16 protein-coding genes are annotated in these 16,114 nt (G+C 70.6%); 9 read left to right on the forward strand and 7 right to left on the reverse strand.

Annotated elements, in window-relative coordinates:
- Nucleotides 1–33 precede the first annotated feature (33 nt).
- The 3 genes from rplS (at nucleotide 34) to GTO19_RS12245 (ending at nucleotide 2,127) form a co-directional block, all read left to right on the forward strand.
- The gene (gene rplS, locus GTO19_RS12235) at nucleotides 34–390 is read left to right on the forward strand and encodes a 50S ribosomal protein L19 (RefSeq protein WP_009518047.1); all 357 of its coding nucleotides are present in this window, start codon (nucleotides 34–36) and stop codon (nucleotides 388–390) included.
- Nucleotides 391–455: 65 nt separating this feature from the next.
- A complete protein-coding gene (locus tag GTO19_RS12240) occupies nucleotides 456–1,148 on the forward strand; it encodes a CoA pyrophosphatase (protein WP_291021166.1) in 693 nt (230 codons plus the stop codon).
- Nucleotides 1,149–1,197: 49 nt separating this feature from the next.
- A complete protein-coding gene (locus tag GTO19_RS12245; protein ID WP_291021244.1) occupies nucleotides 1,198–2,127 on the forward strand; it encodes a CobD/CbiB family protein in 930 nt (309 codons plus the stop codon).
- Between the two features lie 91 nt (nucleotides 2,128–2,218).
- Here the strand turns inward: GTO19_RS12245 and rsgA are convergent, their stop codons facing one another.
- The 3 genes from rsgA to GTO19_RS12260 are packed head-to-tail and all read right to left on the reverse strand — an operon-like array spanning nucleotide 2,219 to nucleotide 4,728.
- On the reverse strand, nucleotides 2,219–3,133 hold the full coding sequence (rsgA, locus tag GTO19_RS12250) for a ribosome small subunit-dependent GTPase A (RefSeq protein ID WP_291021167.1): 915 nt from the start codon (nucleotides 3,131–3,133) through the stop codon (nucleotides 2,219–2,221).
- On the reverse strand, nucleotides 3,133–3,453 hold the full coding sequence (locus GTO19_RS12255) for a 4a-hydroxytetrahydrobiopterin dehydratase (RefSeq protein WP_291021168.1): 321 nt from the start codon (nucleotides 3,451–3,453) through the stop codon (nucleotides 3,133–3,135). The genes rsgA and GTO19_RS12255 overlap by 1 nt, the downstream gene beginning before the upstream one ends.
- 12 nt (nucleotides 3,454–3,465) lie before the next feature.
- Entirely contained in the window at nucleotides 3,466–4,728 is a 1,263-nt protein-coding gene (locus GTO19_RS12260) for a M48 family metallopeptidase (protein ID WP_291021169.1), read from the reverse strand.
- 72 nt (nucleotides 4,729–4,800) lie between these two features.
- On the opposite strand from GTO19_RS12260, the gene orn reads away from it, so the two are divergent.
- From orn to GTO19_RS12275, 3 genes are all read left to right on the forward strand, one after another.
- Nucleotides 4,801–5,388 carry an oligoribonuclease gene (gene orn, locus GTO19_RS12265; RefSeq protein ID WP_291021170.1) on the forward strand — a complete coding sequence of 196 codons (588 nt, stop codon included), beginning with the start codon at nucleotides 4,801–4,803 and terminating at the stop codon, nucleotides 5,386–5,388.
- Nucleotides 5,389–5,468: 80 nt separating this feature from the next.
- Nucleotides 5,469–7,049, forward strand: a complete 1,581-nt coding sequence (locus tag GTO19_RS12270; protein ID WP_291021171.1) for an inorganic phosphate transporter — start codon at nucleotides 5,469–5,471, stop codon at nucleotides 7,047–7,049.
- Between the two features lie 266 nt (nucleotides 7,050–7,315).
- Complete coding sequence (locus GTO19_RS12275) at nucleotides 7,316–9,139, forward strand: DEAD/DEAH box helicase (RefSeq protein ID WP_291021172.1); 1,824 nt, start codon at nucleotides 7,316–7,318, stop codon at nucleotides 9,137–9,139.
- 43 nt (nucleotides 9,140–9,182) lie between these two features.
- Here GTO19_RS12275 and GTO19_RS12280 read toward each other — a convergent pair whose 3' ends face one another.
- Together GTO19_RS12280 and GTO19_RS12285 are read right to left on the reverse strand one after the other, a co-directional pair.
- Nucleotides 9,183–9,809 (reverse strand): hypothetical protein, encoded by a 627-nt coding sequence (locus GTO19_RS12280; RefSeq protein WP_291021173.1) that lies wholly within the window; start codon nucleotides 9,807–9,809, stop codon nucleotides 9,183–9,185.
- A 112-nt stretch (nucleotides 9,810–9,921) separates the two neighbouring features.
- Nucleotides 9,922–10,437, reverse strand: a complete 516-nt coding sequence (locus GTO19_RS12285; protein WP_291021174.1) for a MarR family winged helix-turn-helix transcriptional regulator — start codon at nucleotides 10,435–10,437, stop codon at nucleotides 9,922–9,924.
- 89 nt (nucleotides 10,438–10,526) lie between these two features.
- Here GTO19_RS12285 and GTO19_RS12290 point away from each other — a divergent pair, with 89 nt between their 5' ends.
- A complete protein-coding gene (locus tag GTO19_RS12290) occupies nucleotides 10,527–11,495 on the forward strand; it encodes a tripartite tricarboxylate transporter substrate binding protein (protein ID WP_291021175.1) in 969 nt (322 codons plus the stop codon).
- Between the two features lie 14 nt (nucleotides 11,496–11,509).
- Nucleotides 11,510–12,718, forward strand: a complete 1,209-nt coding sequence (locus GTO19_RS12295; RefSeq protein ID WP_291021245.1) for a flavin-dependent oxidoreductase — start codon at nucleotides 11,510–11,512, stop codon at nucleotides 12,716–12,718.
- A 33-nt stretch (nucleotides 12,719–12,751) separates the two neighbouring features.
- Here the strand turns inward: GTO19_RS12295 and GTO19_RS12300 are convergent, their stop codons facing one another.
- Nucleotides 12,752–13,744 carry an AraC family transcriptional regulator gene (locus GTO19_RS12300; protein ID WP_291021176.1) on the reverse strand — a complete coding sequence of 331 codons (993 nt, stop codon included), beginning with the start codon at nucleotides 13,742–13,744 and terminating at the stop codon, nucleotides 12,752–12,754.
- Between the two features lie 157 nt (nucleotides 13,745–13,901).
- Here GTO19_RS12300 and GTO19_RS12305 point away from each other — a divergent pair, with 157 nt between their 5' ends.
- Nucleotides 13,902–15,257, forward strand: coding sequence for a tetratricopeptide repeat protein (locus GTO19_RS12305; RefSeq protein ID WP_291021177.1), 1,356 nt, complete (start codon nucleotides 13,902–13,904; stop codon nucleotides 15,255–15,257).
- Nucleotides 15,258–15,351: 94 nt separating this feature from the next.
- Here GTO19_RS12305 and GTO19_RS12310 read toward each other — a convergent pair whose 3' ends face one another.
- Nucleotides 15,352–16,065, reverse strand: a complete 714-nt coding sequence (locus GTO19_RS12310) for a response regulator (RefSeq protein WP_291021178.1) — start codon at nucleotides 16,063–16,065, stop codon at nucleotides 15,352–15,354.
- Between the last annotated feature and the right edge of the window lie 49 nt (nucleotides 16,066–16,114).

The raw sequence follows: 16,114 nt of genomic DNA on the forward strand, positions 1-16,114 counted from the left end.
GTGCAGCGCGGCCACGATCGTGGAACAGGAACCATGAACCTCATCCAGACCCTCGAGCAGGAAGAGATTGCCCGCCTCGGCAAGACCATCCCGCCCTTCGCCCCTGGCGACACCGTGATCGTCAGCGTCAACGTCATCGAAGGCACCCGCAAGCGCGTGCAGGCCTACGAAGGCGTCGTGATCGCCCGTCGCAACCGCGGCCTGAACTCCAGCTTCATCGTCCGCAAGATCTCCAGCGGCGAAGGCGTGGAGCGCACCTTCCCCCTGTACAGCCCGCTGATCGCCAAGATCGAGGTCAAGCGCCGCGGCGACGTGCGCCGCGCCAAGCTGTACTACCTGCGCGAGCGCAGCGGCAAGTCGGCCCGCATCAAGGAAAAGCTGGGCGCCTGATCCGGCCTCCCGCAACAAGCCGCTCCCCGGAGCGGCTTTTTTGTCGCCGCTGCGTCCATTCGTCCATGACCGAGCCCGTCGTCCGCCTCCCGCCCTTCGATCCGCGCACCGTGCCCGTGGTGGCCACGGGTGCGAGCGAGGGCCTGCTGCCGGCGGCCGCGCACCGGCTCACCCCGGACGGCCTGCGCGCCCTGTTCGAGGCACCCCCGATCTGGACACCCGAGTTCGTGCGCGAACGGCGCTTCGCCGACCGTGAGCCGGCCGACGCGGCCGTGCTGCTGCCGCTGGTGGTGCGCGACGAACTCCACCTGCTGCTCACCCAGCGCACCGCCACCTTGTCCACCCATTCGGGCCAGATCGCGTTCCCGGGTGGCAAGGTCGACCCGGAAGACGCCGACGCCATCGCCGCCGCGCTGCGCGAGGCGGACGAAGAAATCGGTCTGCCGCCGCAAAGCGTCGAAGTGCTGGGCACCCTGCCGGTCTACATCACCGGCACGGCCTTCCACGTGACCCCGGTGGTGGGCCTCGTTCAGCCGGGCTTCTCGCTGCGTCCCAACCCGCACGAGGTGGACGACGTCTTCGAGGTGCCGCTGCGTTTCCTGATGGACCCGCGCCACCACCGACGCCACCTCATGGAGTTCGGCGGTGCCGTGCGCGAGTGGTACTCCATGCCCTGGCACGACGGCCAGCACGAGCGCTTCATCTGGGGTGCCACGGCCGGCATGCTGCGCAACCTGTACCGCTTGCTCACCGCCTGAGTCGCGCGCGGCGAAGGCCTGGGCCTGCGTGCCCACTATCATCGGCCCCATGGGTTTCCTGGCCATCCTGCTGGCGCTGCTCATCGAGCAGGCCCGTCCCCTGTCGTTCAACAACCCCGTGCACGCCGGACTGCGTGCCTGGGGCCGTGGCGTGCGCCGCAACCTCGACGCGGGCCAGTCCTCGCACGGCTGGCTGGCCTGGCTGCTGGCCGTGGGTGTGCCGTCGGCGCTGGCGGCGCTGATCTACCACGGGCTCTGGGAACTCAGCGGCGTGTTGTCCTTCGTGTGGACGGTGGCCGTGCTCTACGTGACGCTGGGTTTTCGCCAGTTCAGCCACCATTTCAGCGAGATCCGCCGCAGCCTTGAGGACGGTGACGAGCGGGCCGCGCGCGAGCAACTGGCGCAGTGGCTGCGCGTGGACGCCAGCGCGCTGCCGCGCACCGAGCTGCTGCGCCAGGTGATCGAGCATTCCGTGCTGGCCGCGCACCGACACGTGTTCGGTGTGTTCGTGTGTTTCCTGCTGTTCTGGGTGATCGGCCTGGGCCCGGCGGGAGCGGTGTTCTACCGGCTGGCCGAATACCTGTCGCGCAACTGGCGCGCGCGTGCGGACGGCACACCCAGTGAAGCGCTTCGCCGCGCCGCGGCCACCGCCTGGCGCTGGATCGACCACGTGCCCGCGCGCATCACGGCGCTGGGCTTCGCGGTGGTGGGCAACTTCGAGGAGGCGGTGGCCAGCTGGCGTGCCGATGCCGAGCAGTTCGCACCGGGCAGTGACGGCGTGGTGCTGGCGGCCACCTCGGGCGCCATCAACGTGCGGCTGACCCCGCAGGACCCGGCCGCCCCGCCGCCGGACGACACCGATCCCGGTGCGCGCCCCGAGCCTCAACTGGCCCACTTGGGCAGTGTGGTCGGTCTGGTGTGGCGCGCGGTGGTGCTGTGGATGCTGCTGCTGGCGCTGTTGACGCTGGCCCGGGTGTAGGAAGGCGCGGTCCAAGACACCGCGGAACCGGCTTTGCCGGGCCGCTGGTGTGCCCCTTGAGGGGGCGCGCGAAGCGCGGCGGGGTGGTCTGTCAATACGTCCGCTTGTTTGCCAGCTCGTCGAACAGTTCGTTGTAGAGCCGGTAGCGGACTTCGTCGATGGCCAGGGGGTCGCTCGCGGGATCGGCGCCCACGTGCGAGCGCACGCCGCAGCCCGGCTCATGCCGGTGCGTGCAGTTGTAGAAGCGGCAGTCGCCCAGGGTGGCGCGCAGGTCGGGCATGAGCTGCGCGAGGTGCTCGGCTTCCAGGTGGTGCAGGCCGAACTCCTGAAAGCCCGGCGAATCGATGAGCGCGCTTTCCCGCGCGGCGTCGAGCCAGTACCAGGTGGTGCTGGTGGTGGTGTGGCGCCCGGTATTGAGGGCGCGCGAAATCTCGCCGGTCTGGGCACCGGCCTCGGGCACCAGTCGGTTCACCAGCGTGCTCTTGCCCACGCCCGAGGGGCCCAGCACCAGGGTGTGGCGGCCCGCCAGGCGTTCGCGCAAGGCGTCCAGGCCCTGGCCCTGCTGGAGGCCCAGCGGCAACACGGGGGTGCCCATGCGCCGGTAGGCCGCGAGCCGCGCCCAGGCCTGCTCGAACGCCTCGCCCAGGTCCTGCTTGTTGAGCACGATGAAGGCACTGATGCCCTCGGCCTCGGCCGCGAGCAGGGCGCGCGTGAGCTGGCTTTCGGAGAACACGGGCTCGGCCGCCAGCAGGATCAGCACCTGGTCGAGGTTGGCCGCGAAGGCCTTGGTGCGCATGTCGTCCTGTCGGTAGAACAGGTTGCGCCGCGTCTCGATGCGCTCGATGCTGCCCTCGTCGCCGCTGCGCTGCCAGGCGACGATGTCGCCCACCACCACCGCGCTCTTCTTGCCGCGCGGGTGGCACAGGGTGCGCTGCCCGTCTTCGCCCTCCACCAGGCAGTGGCGGCCGTGCGCCGCCACCACGCGAGCGAGCTGCGTGCCGCCCATCAGGTCGCGAGCAAGGCGTTGACCGCCGCCGCGCAGTGGAAGTCGCTGACCGAGATGCCGTTCACATCGTGCGTGTTGAAGCGCAGGGTGCAGCGGTTGTAGCCGAAGGCCGTGTCGGGGTGGTGGTCCTCGCGGTGGGCGATCCAGGCCATGGCGTTCACGAAGGCCAGGGTCTCGTGGTAGTTGGCGAACCTGAAGGTGCGCTCGATGGCGCCGTCGATGAGCTTCCAGCCATCGGGCTCGCTGCCGTTGAGCTGGCTGAGCTGGGTGACGATCTCGGTGGCGTTGAGCGCGCGGCGGTTCTGGTGGATGGGGTTCATGGTCGGGCGCTCTCAGGCGGTTTGCAATCGCGCCAGGCGTTCGCTGGCGGGGGGGTGGGAATAGTAGAAGCGCGCGTACAGCGGGTCGGGCGTGAGCGTGCTGGCGTTGTCCTTGTAGAGCTTGAGCAGGGCGCTGGCGAGGTCGTTGCCGCGCGTCTTCTCCTTCGCGAAGGCGTCGGCCTCGAACTCGTGCTTGCGCGACAACTGCGCGGCCAATGGCGACAGGAAGTAGGTGAACAGCGGCACCGCCAGCAGGAACAGGATCAGCGCGAGCGCGTCGTTGGGCGCAGCCAGGTCGGGCTCCACGCCGAGGCCTGTGTAGAACCAGGCCTGCGAGGCCGCCCAGCCCAGGGCCGCGAACCCCACGAAGCTGAGGCCGAACAGCATCACCACGCGCTGCGTGATGTGGCGCAGGCGGTAGTGGCCCAGCTCGTGTGCCAGCACGGCGTCGATCTCGTCGGGCGTGAGCTGTTGAAGCAGGGTGTCGAAGAACACCACGCGCTTGGCCGCACCGAAGCCCGTGAAGTAGGCATTGGCATGCGCGCTGCGCTTGCTGCCGTCCATCACAAACAGGCCCTGGGCGGAGAAGCCGCAGCGCGCCATGAGCGCGTTCACGCGGTCTTTCACGGCCTCGTCGGTCAGCGGCTCGAACTTGTTGAACAGCGGCGCGATGAGCGTGGGGTACAGCACCAGCGCGAGCAGGTTGAACACCATCCACACGCCCCAGGCCCACAGCCACCAGGTGTCGCCGGCCGCGCCCATGAGCCAGAGCACCAGCGCGGCCAGCGGCAGGCCGATGGCCGCGCCCAGCAGGCCGCCCTTGAGGCCATCGGCGATCCACAGGCCGAGGCTGGTCTTGTTGAAGCCGAAGCGTTCCTCGAGCCGGAACGTGGCGTACCAGGAGAAGGGCAGGCCCAGCAGGCCGCCGATGAGCGCAAAGGCGGCGATCAGCGCCAGTTGCTGCCAAAGGCCCGGGCCCATGACGTCCAGCAGCGCCAGGTTGAGGGCGTTCAGGCCGCCCAACAGCGTCCAGCCGATGAGCACGGCGGTTTCGAAGGCAGTGCCCAGCAGGCCGAAGCGCGCCTTGGCGATGGTGTAGTCGGCGGCCTTGCGGTGCGCCTCCAGCGGGACGGTGGCGTCGAACGGCGCGGGCACGAGGTCGCGGTGGCGGGCCACGTGGCGGATCTGCCGGCTGGCCAGCGCGAAGCGCGTGAGCAGGCCCAGCACCAGCAGGGCACAGAAAACGGCGGTGAAGGCGAGGGAGGCGGTGTCCATGAAGGCGCCAGTCTACCGGCGCCCATGCGCCAGCGCCGGGGCCGGCTCGGGCCGATGACGGAGAATCGCGCCATGAGTTCGAATCCCGCCGACATCACCGCCCCCGAAATGCCCTCGCTCGCCAAGAACGACCAGAACCTGGTCTGGATCGACTGCGAGATGAGCGGGCTGGACCCCGAGAAGGAGCGGCTGCTGGAGATCGCGGTCGTGATCACCGGCCCCCAGCTCACGCCCCGCATCGAAGGGCCGGTGATCGTGATCCACCAGAGCGATGCCGTGCTCGATGCCATGGACGCCTGGAACAAGGGCACACACGGCCGCAGTGGCCTCGTCGACAAGGTGCGCGCCAGCACCGTGAGCGAGGCCGAGGCCGAGCAGCAGCTCATCGACTTCATTGCCCGCTACGTGCCCAAGCAGGCCTCTCCGCTGTGCGGTAACACCATCGGGCAGGACCGCCGCTTCCTCGTGAAGTACATGCCCCGTCTCGAGGCCTATCTGCACTACCGCAATGTCGACGTGAGCACGCTGAAGGAACTGGCCAAGCGCTGGCGGCCCGAGGTGGTCGACGCCTTCAAGAAGCGCCAGATGCACACCGCGCTGGCCGACGTGCACGAATCCATCGACGAGCTCGAGCACTACCGCGCGCAGTTCCTGCGTTGAACCGCCCCTGGCACGCCGCCTGCCGGGTACGCCGCCCGCAGGCTTGCATGACAATAGCGTGACTTTCACGCCAAATTCACATGAAGAAGAAGTCCCGCCCCTTCGTCGAACGCCACTTCGAGGCGCTGCAACTGGCCACCGCGGTGGCCTTTCTCTTGCTGGTGGGACTGTACGCCTCGCTGACCGGGGCGGCCGACGCCGGCTTGAGCCGCACCGCCGTGTGGTTGCTCATCATCGCGGCGGCGGTGGGCGCCTACATGGCCATGAACATCGGCGCCAACGACGTGGCCAACAACATGGGCCCGGCGGTCGGATCCGGGGCCATGACCATGGGCTGGGCGATCATCGTCGCCGCGGTGTTCGAGGCGCTGGGCGCCATCGTCGCCGGGGGGGAGGTGGTCAGCACCATCAAGGGCGGCATCATCGACCCGGCCGACATCGCGGATCCCACGCTGTTCGCCTGGGTGATGTTTGCCGCACTGCTGGCTGGGGCCCTGTGGCTCAACCTGGCCACGGCGCTGGGCGCGCCGGTGTCCACCACGCACTCCATCATCGGTGCCGTCATGGGCGCGGGCATCGCCGCGGGCGGCTGGGGTCTGGTGCACTGGCCCACCATCGGCGCCATCGTGGCGAGCTGGGTCATCTCGCCGCTGGCCGGCGCGCTGTTCGCCGCCGCATTCCTCTACCTCATCAAGCGCAGCGTGACCTACCGCACCGAGAAGACCGAGGCCGCGGCGCGCGTCGTGCCCGTGCTGATCGCGCTGATGGTGTGGTCCTACACCACCTACATGCTGCTCAAGGGCCTGAGCCAGATCGTCAAGGTGTCCTTCCCGGTGGCGCTGATCGCCGGACTGGCCGTGGCAGCGCTGGTCTGGGCACTCGTTCGCCGCCCCATCGATCGCGCCGCGCGCCAACAGGAGAACTCCAAGGACGGCGTGAACCAGCTCTTCACCTGGCCGCTGGTCTGTTCGGCCGCGTTGCTGAGCTTCGCGCACGGCGCCAACGACGTGGCCAATGCCGTGGGCCCGCTGGCCGCCATCTACGAGGCCGTGAAGGAAGGCGCCATCGCCTCCACCGCGGGCACGCCGATGTGGATCATGGTGCTGGGCGCGCTGGGCCTGTCGGTGGGGCTGGGGCTCTACGGCGCCAAGCTCATTCGCACCGTGGGCAAGGAAATCACCGAACTCGACCAGATGCGTGCCTACTCCATCGCCATGGCCGCCACGCTCACGGTGATCGTGGCTTCGCAACTGGGCATGCCGGTGTCCACCACCCACATCTCCATCGGCGCGGTCTTCGGCGTCGGGTTCCTGCGCGAACTGCTCAAGGTCAACTACGCCAAGATGGAGGCCGTGGTGCGCGCCGGGCACCAGGGCGCTGACCGCGAGGAGGTCGAGGCCTACATGCAGCGCTTCGAGTCCGCCGAGGTACAGGAGAAGAAGCAGATGCTGGCCGACATGAAGCAGCGCGCCAAGGTGCGCGGGCTGGATGGCGCGGTGTTCGACAAGGGTGAGCGCAAGGCCTTCAAGAAGGCCTACAAGAAGGAAATCGTCAAGCGCTCGGTGGTCATGCGCATCGTGGCGGCCTGGATCGTCACCGTGCCCGCCACGGCCGTGCTGGCCGCGCTGCTGTTCCACCTGGTCGCGGCCGTCATGGCCTGATCAGGGCTTGGGGTTTTCCCGGATCTGTGCGAGAATCGCGGGCTTCGCTGGCAACGGCGAAGCCCTTTGTGCATTGGCCTCACACACCCGGCCCCCGAACACCGCCCGCCACCCGCGCGAGCGAGCAGGGGCCACCGCTTCCGGGCGGACCGTTTGTGGTTGATGTTGTGTAACCACGAACGGATCCGACGCCCCGGGGCTTGAATCCCCTTCGCGCGGCATTCGGTCATTGGCGCCCCATTCCTTTGCGGGGCGCAGGAACGAACATGAGCGACGCTTTCGAAGCGCGCGGCGAGACCTCGCCCGCGATCTCTCCCGAACAACAACAGCAGGCCCCGGCGGACGCCAGCGCCTTCGCCGCGCTGGGCCTGGCCCCCGAACTCGTGTCGGCCGTGGCCGACCTGGGCTACACCCAGCCCACGGCCGTGCAGGCCAAGGTCATGCCGCTGGCCATCAAGGCCGAAGGCGCCGAGCGCTACGCCGACCTGATGGTGTCCAGCCAGACCGGCAGCGGCAAAACGGCGGCGTTCCTGCTGCCGGTGCTGCACACCCTCATCCAGCAGCAGGCCGCGCGTGAAGCGGCCGAGCGCGCCGAGCGCGAGCGCCTGGCGGCCGAGGCCGCCGCGCGCGGCGAGGCGCCGCCCAAGGCGCCCAAGCGCAAGAACCCGCTGCTTCCGCGCCACTTCAAGCCCGCCACGCCCGGCGCCCTGGTGCTGTGCCCCACGCGCGAACTCGCGCAACAGGTCGCGCACGACGCCATCGACCTGGTGCGCCACTGCCGTGGTCTGCGCATCGCCAGCGTGGTGGGGGGCATGCCCTACCAGCTGCAGATCGCCAAGCTGCAGAACGCCGACCTCGTGGTGGCCACGCCGGGCCGCCTGCTGGACCTGCAGCGCTCCATGCAGCTCAAGCTCGACCAGGTGCAGTTCCTCGTCGTCGACGAAGCCGACCGCATGCTCGACCTGGGCTTCTCCGACGACCTCGCCGAGATCAACGCGCTGACCGCGCAGCGCCGCCAGACCATGATGTTCAGCGCCACCTTCGCGCCGCGCATCCAGCAGCTCGCCATGCGCGTGATGCACGACAACGGCAAGCACGTGCAGAAGGTGCAGATCGACAGCCCGCAGGAGCAGCACGCCAACATCAAGCAGGTGCTGTTCTGGGCCGACCACGCCGAGCACAAGCGCAAGCTGCTCGACCACTGGCTGCGCGATGCCTCGATCAACCAGGCCATCGTGTTCGCCAGCACGCAGATCGAATGCGACGGTCTGGCCGGCGAACTGCAGCAGGCCGGCTTCGCGGCCGTGGCGCTGCACGGCGCGCTGAGCCAGGGCCTGCGCAACCGCCGCCTGATGGCACTGCGCAACGGCCAGGTGCAGATCCTCGTGGCCACCGACGTCGCCGCGCGCGGCATCGACGTGCCCACCATCACCCACGTCTTCAACTTCGGCCTGCCGATGAAGGCCGAGGACTACACGCACCGCATCGGCCGCACCGGCCGCGCGGGCCGCGACGGCCTGGCCGTCACCTTCGCCGAGTTCCGCGACCGCCGCCGCATCAGTGACATCGAGGCCTACACGCAGCAGCGTTTCAAGGCCGAGGTGGTCCCTGGCCTGGAGCCGCGCGAGCGCCCGCCGGCGCCGCGCCGCGAGGGCTGGTCGCAAGACCGCCGTGGCGGTGGTGGCCGCCCGGGTGGCCGTCCCGCCGGCCGTGGCGAGGGCTGGGGCCCGGCGCGCGGCGAAGGCCGCGCGCCCTATGGCGAGGCGCGTCCTTTCCGTGGCGAGAACCGCGCGCCCCACGGCGATGCGCGCCCCGCGCGTGCGGATGCGCGCGCGCCGTACAACCACGAGCCGCGCGCGCCGTACAACGGCGACGCCCGTGGCCCGCGTGGCGACGTGCGCTTCTCGCGCGGCGAGGACCGCCCGGCCCAGTCCCGCGGCTGGGGCCAGCGCCCCAATGGCGGCGCACGCGAAGGCGGCTTTGGCGCACGCGAAGGCGGTTTCGGTTCGCGCGACGGCGGCTTCGGTGGCCCGCGTGGCGGCGGCTTCGGTGAGCGCGCGGGTGGTCCGCGCGGCCGCCGCGACCGCTGAGCCTCGGCGCCCGGTCCATCCGATCAGCGCCGCGCGACGGCGCTCACATCTCGAGCCACTCCAGCACCTCCCAGGTGCCCGCGAGTGGCTCGTCGCCATTCACGGTGGCGAGGTCCATGCCGAGGCGCTGCAGGCACCAGGCGCGCTCGCGCCCGTCCGGTGGCGCCTGGTTCGCGCGTTCGACGCGCCAGTGCGTGCCCGTCTCGTCCAGTCGGCCGAAGGCCAGTTCCTGCGCGCCTTGGCTGGCGGGCCTGACATGCAGCAGGTAGTCACCACAGATCAGCAAGCGCTCCAGCGTGGGCAGGCCCTGCGCGTCCCGACGCGCGAGCGCGATGCGACGCCCGTGCGAAGCCGGCAGGCGTTCCCACACCGCCAGTTGGCGTTCGCGCAGCGCGGTCTGCACGATGCGATCGGGTGTCTGGAACACGCTGTGTTCCGCGCCCGGGCCACCGCGTGGGCCCGGCGTCTCGTCCGGGTCGCTCAGGGCACCGTGCCAGTTGCCGGTCTGTACCCAGCGCACCCAACTCGTGGTGTCGCGACCCGCCGGTGTTTCCAGCAGGGTGCGGGCCCACACGCCCTGGTACGCCGACGCCACCGCCAGTGGCGCGTGCGGGGCCGCGCCGAGCGGGCCCGTGGCCGTCGCCAGTTCATGTGACTCGATCGTTTGCACGCTAGCGGTCCCCGTGTGCGGTGATCGTCCGCTTCGGTGCGGACGGCGGGATCGACAAATCCCTTTCCGCAAGCCATAGCAATCGTCGGGCCAGCCGCGGGCTGGCGCCCGCTCAGGTGGGGGAGCGGCGCGGGCGCGCGCGCGGCGCGGGGGCCGCGTCGGCGTTGGCTTCCAGCGGGACGAAGGGGGCACGCGCCTCGTCCGCCAGCCCATCGGTAAGTGTTTGCAACAGCTCGATCAGTTGGCGCCGCTGGACGGGCGTGAGCGGCGAGAGCAGGCGCTGGTAGGCCCGCTCGGCTGGCTCGCGCGCGGCGGCCAGCAGGGTTTCACCCTCGGGAGTGAGGCTCACCGTCATCTGCCGCCGGCTCACGCTGGAGCGCTCGCGCGACACCAGACCGCGTTCCTCCAGGCCCTTGAGCACGCGCATCACCGTCACCTTGTCGAAGGCGAGGGCGCGCGACAGCCGTGTCTGGTCCAGCCCCGGTTCGGCCGCCAGCACGGTCAGCACCCCATACTGCGCCGGCGTGAGGCCCACACTGGCGCAGGCGTTCTCGAACACCGCCGCCGAGATCTGGTGCGTGCGGCGGAGCAGGAAGCCGGGGCGCTGGTAAAGGTCGTTCAAGGTCATGGCGTTCGTCGGGCGATCGGGATTCTACGGATGTGCGACAGGCGAACTTCCTTCATATTTGAAAGCATGCTAACGATAGGAGACCCCGCATGAAATCCGGCTTCGTGCTCACCCGCCGCGGCCTCGTCGCCGCCGCGCTGCTCGCCACGGCGGGCCTGGCCGCCGCGCAGGATGGCCCGCTGCGCCTCATCGTGCCCTTCACGCCGGGCACCGGCATCGACCTCATCGCCCGCACCGTGGGCCCCAGACTGTCCGAGCGCCTGAAGCGCCCGGTGGTGGTGGAGAACCGCGCGGGGGCCTCCGGCAACATCGGCACCGAGGCCGTGGTGCGCGCCGCGCCCGATGGCAGCACCCTGCTGGTGAGCGTGAACACGCTGGTGATGAACCGCAGCCTGTACCCGCAGATGCCCTTCGACCCGGTGCGCGACCTGCAGCCGGTGAGCCTGACGAGTTGGGGCCAGCTCATCCTGGTGACGCACCCGCGCTCGGGCTTCAAGACAGCGGCCGAACTGATCGACGCCGCGAAGAAGGCGCCCGGCAAGCTCAACTACGCCTCGCCCGGCGTGGGCACGCCGCACCACCTGTCGATGGAGCTGTTCAAGAACACCGCCAAGGTCTTTCTCACGCACATTCCTTACCGCGGCACGGGCCCGGCCGTCACCGACATGATCGGCGGCCAGGTGGACGCCATGTTCCTGCCCATCCACGTGGCGCTGCCGCAGGTGCGCAGCGGCCGCCTGGTGGCCCTGGGCATCGGCAGCGACAAGCGCCACCCGCTGCTGCCCGATCTGCCCACGCTGAGCGAGGCCAAGGCGGGCGATGTGAACGTGGACATGTGGTACGGCGTCTTCGCGCCCAAGGGCATGCCCGCCGCACAGGTGGCCACGCTCAACCGCGAGATCAACGACATCCTGCGCAGCGAAGACGTGAAGAAGGCCTTCGAGGGCCAGGGCATGGACCCGGCGAGCGACACGCCCGATGGCTTCGCGAAGCTGGTGAACCGGGACGCGGACCGTTGGGCCGCGCTGATCAAGGCGCAGGGCATCAAGGCCGAATGAAGCAAGGCACGACGATGAAGATCGCGGTGGTGGGAGGCGGCATCGGCGGCCTGGCGTTCGCGCTCGGCCTGAAGCAGCGCGGGTTGGATTGCGATGTCTATGAAGGCGTGGCCGAGGTGAAGGAACTGGGCGTGGGCATCACGCTGCTGCCTCACGCCATGCGCGAGCTCGATGCCCTGGGCCTGACGGCCGAGCTGGAGGCCATCGCCATCGAGAACCGCGAGAGCGTGTTCTTCAATCGCTGGGGCCAGTTCGTCTACAGCGAGTCGCGCGGCCGCCACGCGGGCTATCCGCTGCCCGAACTGGGCATCCACCGCGGCAAGCTGCACGGCGTGCTCTGGCGCGCCGCGCGGCAACGTCTGGGCGATGCGCGCCTGCACACCGGCCACCGCTGTGTGGCCATCGAACCCGGGGCGCAGGGGGCCACGCTGCGCTTCGACAACGGCGCGTCCGTGCGGGCCGACGTGGTGGTGGCCTGCGATGGCGTGAACTCGGTGATCCGCCGCCACTTCCACCCGCAGGACAGCGTCTGCTACGCCGGCATCAACACCTGGCGCGGCGTGTCGGTGCACAAGCCCATCCTGGACGGCAAGAGCTACCTCCGCATCGGCAGCATCGACACCGGCAAGATGGTGATCTACCCCATCGTCGACAACGTGGACGGCCAGGGCCATCAGCTCATCAACTGGGTGGCCGAGATCCGCGACCCGCGCGCGCCCATGAACGACTGGAACAAGCCCGGCCGCGTAGAGGACTTCCTGCCGATCTTCCAGGACTGGCGCTACGACTGGCTGGACGTGCCCGCGCTCATCGGCGCCGCGCAGCAGATCTTCGAGTACCCCATGGTCGACAGGAACGCCCTGCCGCACTGGGGCGAGGGCCGCGTGACGCTGCTGGGCGATGCGGCGCACCCGATGTACCCGCGCGGATCCAACGGCTCGGCACAGGCGCTGATCGACGCGCGCACCCTGGCCGATGAACTCGCCGCCACGCCGGGCGACCCCGAGGCCGCGCTGCGCCGCTACGAAGCCGTGCGCCTGCCCGCGACCGCGAAGGTGGTGGAGACCAACCGCACGCTGCCGCCGGACTTCATCATCATGAAGGCCGACGAACTCAGCGGTGGCCAGCCCTTCACCCGCATCGACGACCTGATCAGCCAGGACGCGCTGCGCGAGATCTCCGAGAACTACAAGCGCATCGCCGGGTTCTCGCTGAAGGCCTGAGGCCCGGCGGGGCGATCGCGGCGGCCCGCCGCGTCACGGCGCCAGCAGCGTCACACCCGCTTGGCGCCGCCGCCAGGCCGCGGGCGATTCCTTGAAGGCGCGCTTGAACGCGCGGTGGAAGGCGGGCTCGCTCTCGTAGCCCGCCACCTCGGCGATGCGCGCGATCGGGTCGTCGGTTTCGCGCAGGCGCTCGGCCGCCAGGTGCATGCGCTGCTGGGCCAGGTAGCGCATGGGCGGCTCGCCCACCAGCGCGGTGAAGCGCTCCGCGAAGGCCGATCGGGACGCCCCGACCAGGCGGGCCAGCTCTTCCGTTGTCCAGGCGCGCTGGCGTTCGCCGTGCAGCAAGGCCAGTGCGCGGCCCACCTTGGCGTCGCGCAGGCCGGCGAGCCAGCCATTGCCACCTTCGGGTTGTCCCGCCAGGTACTGGCGCACGGCCTCGGCGAACAGCAGTTCGGCCAGCCGACTCAGCACACTGGGCGTGAGCCCGTGCTGCGCGCCCGCGGGCTGCGCGGCGAAACGCAAGGAGCTCTCCACCCACTGCGCCGAAGCGGGGTCGCCCAGGCGCAGGTGCAGCACCTCGGGCAAGGCCATGAGCAGGGGATCGCTCACGTTGTCGTGGCCCAGGTAGCCGCAAAAGAAGCGCGCGCCGAGGCGCTGGCCCGGGTGCACCAGGCGCAGCACCCCGTGTTGGCCCGCGTGGTGGTCCAGCTGTTCCACCGGCAGGGGCGGCGCGCCGAGGTCGCTGCCCAGGCGGTGGCGCTGGTTGCGCGGCAGGATCGCCAGGTCGCCCGCGCGCAGCTCGATGTCGCGCGCCGCGCCCTCCACGCGCAGGCGCATCGTGCCCTCGCAGACGTAGTGGTAGGCGATCACCTCGCGCGGCAGCGGCGTGAACTCCGCGCAATCCTCGGGCCCCACCTGCGACAGCACGCACCAGGGCTCGCCGAACTCGGCCTCCACGAACACGCCGCCGCGCAGGCGCAGCGCGCGCAGCACGTCGTCCAGGGCATGGTCGGGGGCGTCGTTCATATCGATGGGGGAGGGCCGCGGCGGCTCGGCAACAAAACCCGGCGGCGCGGAGATGGTCGCCGCCGGGGCCGCTGCCTAGATTAAGCGCACCGGCACCGCGCGGGCAATGACTGCCTGTCGCGTGCGCCGGATTTCATCGAACCACGGAGCATTTCCCATGATCACCGACGCACAAGGCCAGGCGCTGTCGGGCGCCACGCGCGAAGCCGCGCAACACTTCGACCAGGCGGTCACCGCCTTCAACCTCTACCGGGGCGACCCCATCGCCGCGCTGGACGCCGCCCTGGCACTGGCGCCGCGCTTCGCCATGGCGGCCCTGCTGAAGGCGCATCTGATGGCGGTGGCCACCGAGCCCGCCGCCACGCAGGCCGCGCGCGGGCTGCTGGCCACGGTGGCCGGCTGGCCGCTCAACGGGCGCGAGCGCTCGCACCTGGCGGCGGCCACGCGCATCCTGGACGGCGAATGGTCGGCCGCGGCCGTGCTGCTGGACCGCCACCACATCGAGCACCCCTTCGACATCGTCGCGCTGCAAGTCGGGCACCTGGTGGACTTCTTCCGCGCGAACGCGCGCAGCCTGCGCGACCGCATCGCGCGCACGCTGCCGCAGTGGGCCGCCGACCGGCCGGGCCGTGGCCTGCTGCTGGGCATGCACGCCTTCGGTCTGGAGGAGTGCGGCCAGTACGCCGAGGCCGAGGACGCCGCTCACGCCGCGCTGAGCGCCGAACCGCGCGACTGCTGGGCGCACCACGCGGTGGCGCACGTGATGGAGATGCAGGCGCGCCACGAGGACGGCATCGACTGGGCGCGCGTGCGTGAGCCGTACTGGACCGGCGCCGACAACTTCTTCCAGGTGCACAACTGGTGGCACCGGGCGCTGTGCCACATCGAGGTCGGCCAGGCCGACCAGGCGCTGGCCCTCTACGACAGCCCCATCCGCTCTGGCCGCAGCGCGGTGGCGGTGGACATGGTGGACGCCTCGGCCCTGCTGTGGCGCCTGCACCTTGAAGGGCATGAGATCGGCGATCGCTGGCAGGAACTGGCCACGGCCTGGGACGCGCACGCCGACGGCCGCAGCTACGCCTTCAACGACTGGCACGCCGCCATGGCCTGGCTGGGCGCGGGCCGCGAGGCCGAGGTGCGCGCGCTGGAGGCCCGGCTGCGCCATGCGGGCGAGCGCGGTGAAGCGGCGCGCTGGGCGGTGGAGACGGGGGCCGACCTGGTGGCCGGCTTCGCCGCCTTCTGGAACGGCGACTTCGAGCGGTCGATCGACTGCCTCTGGCGCGCGCGCCCCATCGCCAACCGCTTCGGCGGCAGCCACGCGCAGCGCGACGTGATCGACTGGACCCTGACCGAAGCGGCCCTGCGCGGCGGCCAGCGCGCGCTGGCCGAAGCCCTGGCGCACGAGCGCTTGGCGCTGCGGCCGGACAGCAGCGCCAACCGTGCCTTTCTGCGGCGCGCGCTGGCCCTGGTGCCGAGCGCGAGCGGCGAGCCGGCCGTGCGCCTGGCCGCCTGAGTGGCCGCCTGAGTGGCCGGGAGCGCGATCGGCCGCCGGGCCGCCCTCAGGCGGATCAGCCCGCCCCGCGCAGCGGCGGAGCGTGGGGGTTCCCTCAGTCCTCGCCGCTCATGGTGACCAGCAACTGGATCACCTCGGCGCATTCTTCCTGGATGCGCTGGACGGGGTAGAGCTCGGCCGAACTGGCACCCGCCGGGGCGCGCTCGCGCAGCGTCTCGGCCTGCAGCAGGATGGCCGAGATGCGCTCGAACAGCTCGGAGGTGATGGCGTGAACGTCCATCGGGGCCGCTGCGGCCGCGGGCGCTGCAAGCGGCGCGGGAGGCGGCGCGGGGGCGGGCGCCGGCGGAGCCGGGCGCTCGGCGGCCTTGCGCACGGGCAGCGGGCGCTCGTCGAGCTCGATGTACTCCATCGCCTCGCCACTGAGGATCTGCTCCAGCCGCAGGCGGATCAGGTCGCGGTCGATCGGCTTGGTGAAGAAGTCCAGCACCCCCGCGTCGAACGCGCGCTGGCGGTACGAGGAGGTGTTGTGCGAGGTGACCATCACCACCTTGGTGTTGGCCAGCGCGGGTTTCTCGCGCATGCGCGCGATCACCTCGTAGCCGTTCAGGTCGGGCAGCTCGGCGTCGATGACCAGCAGGTCGGGCTGGTGCTGGGCCAGCTTGATCAGGGCGTCGTCGCCGCGCACGGCGAAGTGCAGCTGCGCGATGTCGAGCAGGGTGCGCGCGAGCAGGTGCACCATGCCCGGGTCGTCGTCGACGATGAGGATCTTGTGGCGCCGGGGCGCGGGGTTGATGGTGGATGGCGACATGGCGCGCTCCTGGGTGGGGCGGTGAGCGGGCGAAAGCCCTCAGGGTACA

Source organism: Hydrogenophaga sp. (genome assembly GCF_011772445.1).
In the GTDB taxonomy this organism is placed as follows: domain Bacteria; phylum Pseudomonadota; class Gammaproteobacteria; order Burkholderiales; family Burkholderiaceae_C; genus Hydrogenophaga.

Coding starts and splice junctions, on each gene's coding strand:
- rsgA (WP_291021167.1), bottom strand. CDS start 3,133: ATGGGCGGCACGCAGCTCGCTCGCGTGGTGGCGGCGCACGGCCGCCAC.
- GTO19_RS12255 (WP_291021168.1), bottom strand. CDS start 3,453: ATGAACCCCATCCACCAGAACCGCCGCGCGCTCAACGCCACCGAGATC.
- orn (WP_291021170.1), top strand. CDS start 4,801: ATGAGTTCGAATCCCGCCGACATCACCGCCCCCGAAATGCCCTCGCTC.
- GTO19_RS12240 (WP_291021166.1), top strand. CDS start 456: ATGACCGAGCCCGTCGTCCGCCTCCCGCCCTTCGATCCGCGCACCGTG.
- GTO19_RS12285 (WP_291021174.1), bottom strand. CDS start 10,437: ATGACCTTGAACGACCTTTACCAGCGCCCCGGCTTCCTGCTCCGCCGC.
- GTO19_RS12275 (WP_291021172.1), top strand. CDS start 7,316: ATGAGCGACGCTTTCGAAGCGCGCGGCGAGACCTCGCCCGCGATCTCT.
- GTO19_RS12245 (WP_291021244.1), top strand. CDS start 1,198: ATGGGTTTCCTGGCCATCCTGCTGGCGCTGCTCATCGAGCAGGCCCGT.
- rplS (WP_009518047.1), top strand. CDS start 34: ATGAACCTCATCCAGACCCTCGAGCAGGAAGAGATTGCCCGCCTCGGC.
- GTO19_RS12300 (WP_291021176.1), bottom strand. CDS start 13,744: ATGAACGACGCCCCCGACCATGCCCTGGACGACGTGCTGCGCGCGCTG.
- GTO19_RS12305 (WP_291021177.1), top strand. CDS start 13,902: ATGATCACCGACGCACAAGGCCAGGCGCTGTCGGGCGCCACGCGCGAA.
- GTO19_RS12290 (WP_291021175.1), top strand. CDS start 10,527: ATGAAATCCGGCTTCGTGCTCACCCGCCGCGGCCTCGTCGCCGCCGCG.
- GTO19_RS12295 (WP_291021245.1), top strand. CDS start 11,510: ATGAAGATCGCGGTGGTGGGAGGCGGCATCGGCGGCCTGGCGTTCGCG.
- GTO19_RS12270 (WP_291021171.1), top strand. CDS start 5,469: ATGAAGAAGAAGTCCCGCCCCTTCGTCGAACGCCACTTCGAGGCGCTG.
- GTO19_RS12310 (WP_291021178.1), bottom strand. CDS start 16,065: ATGTCGCCATCCACCATCAACCCCGCGCCCCGGCGCCACAAGATCCTC.
- GTO19_RS12260 (WP_291021169.1), bottom strand. CDS start 4,728: ATGGACACCGCCTCCCTCGCCTTCACCGCCGTTTTCTGTGCCCTGCTG.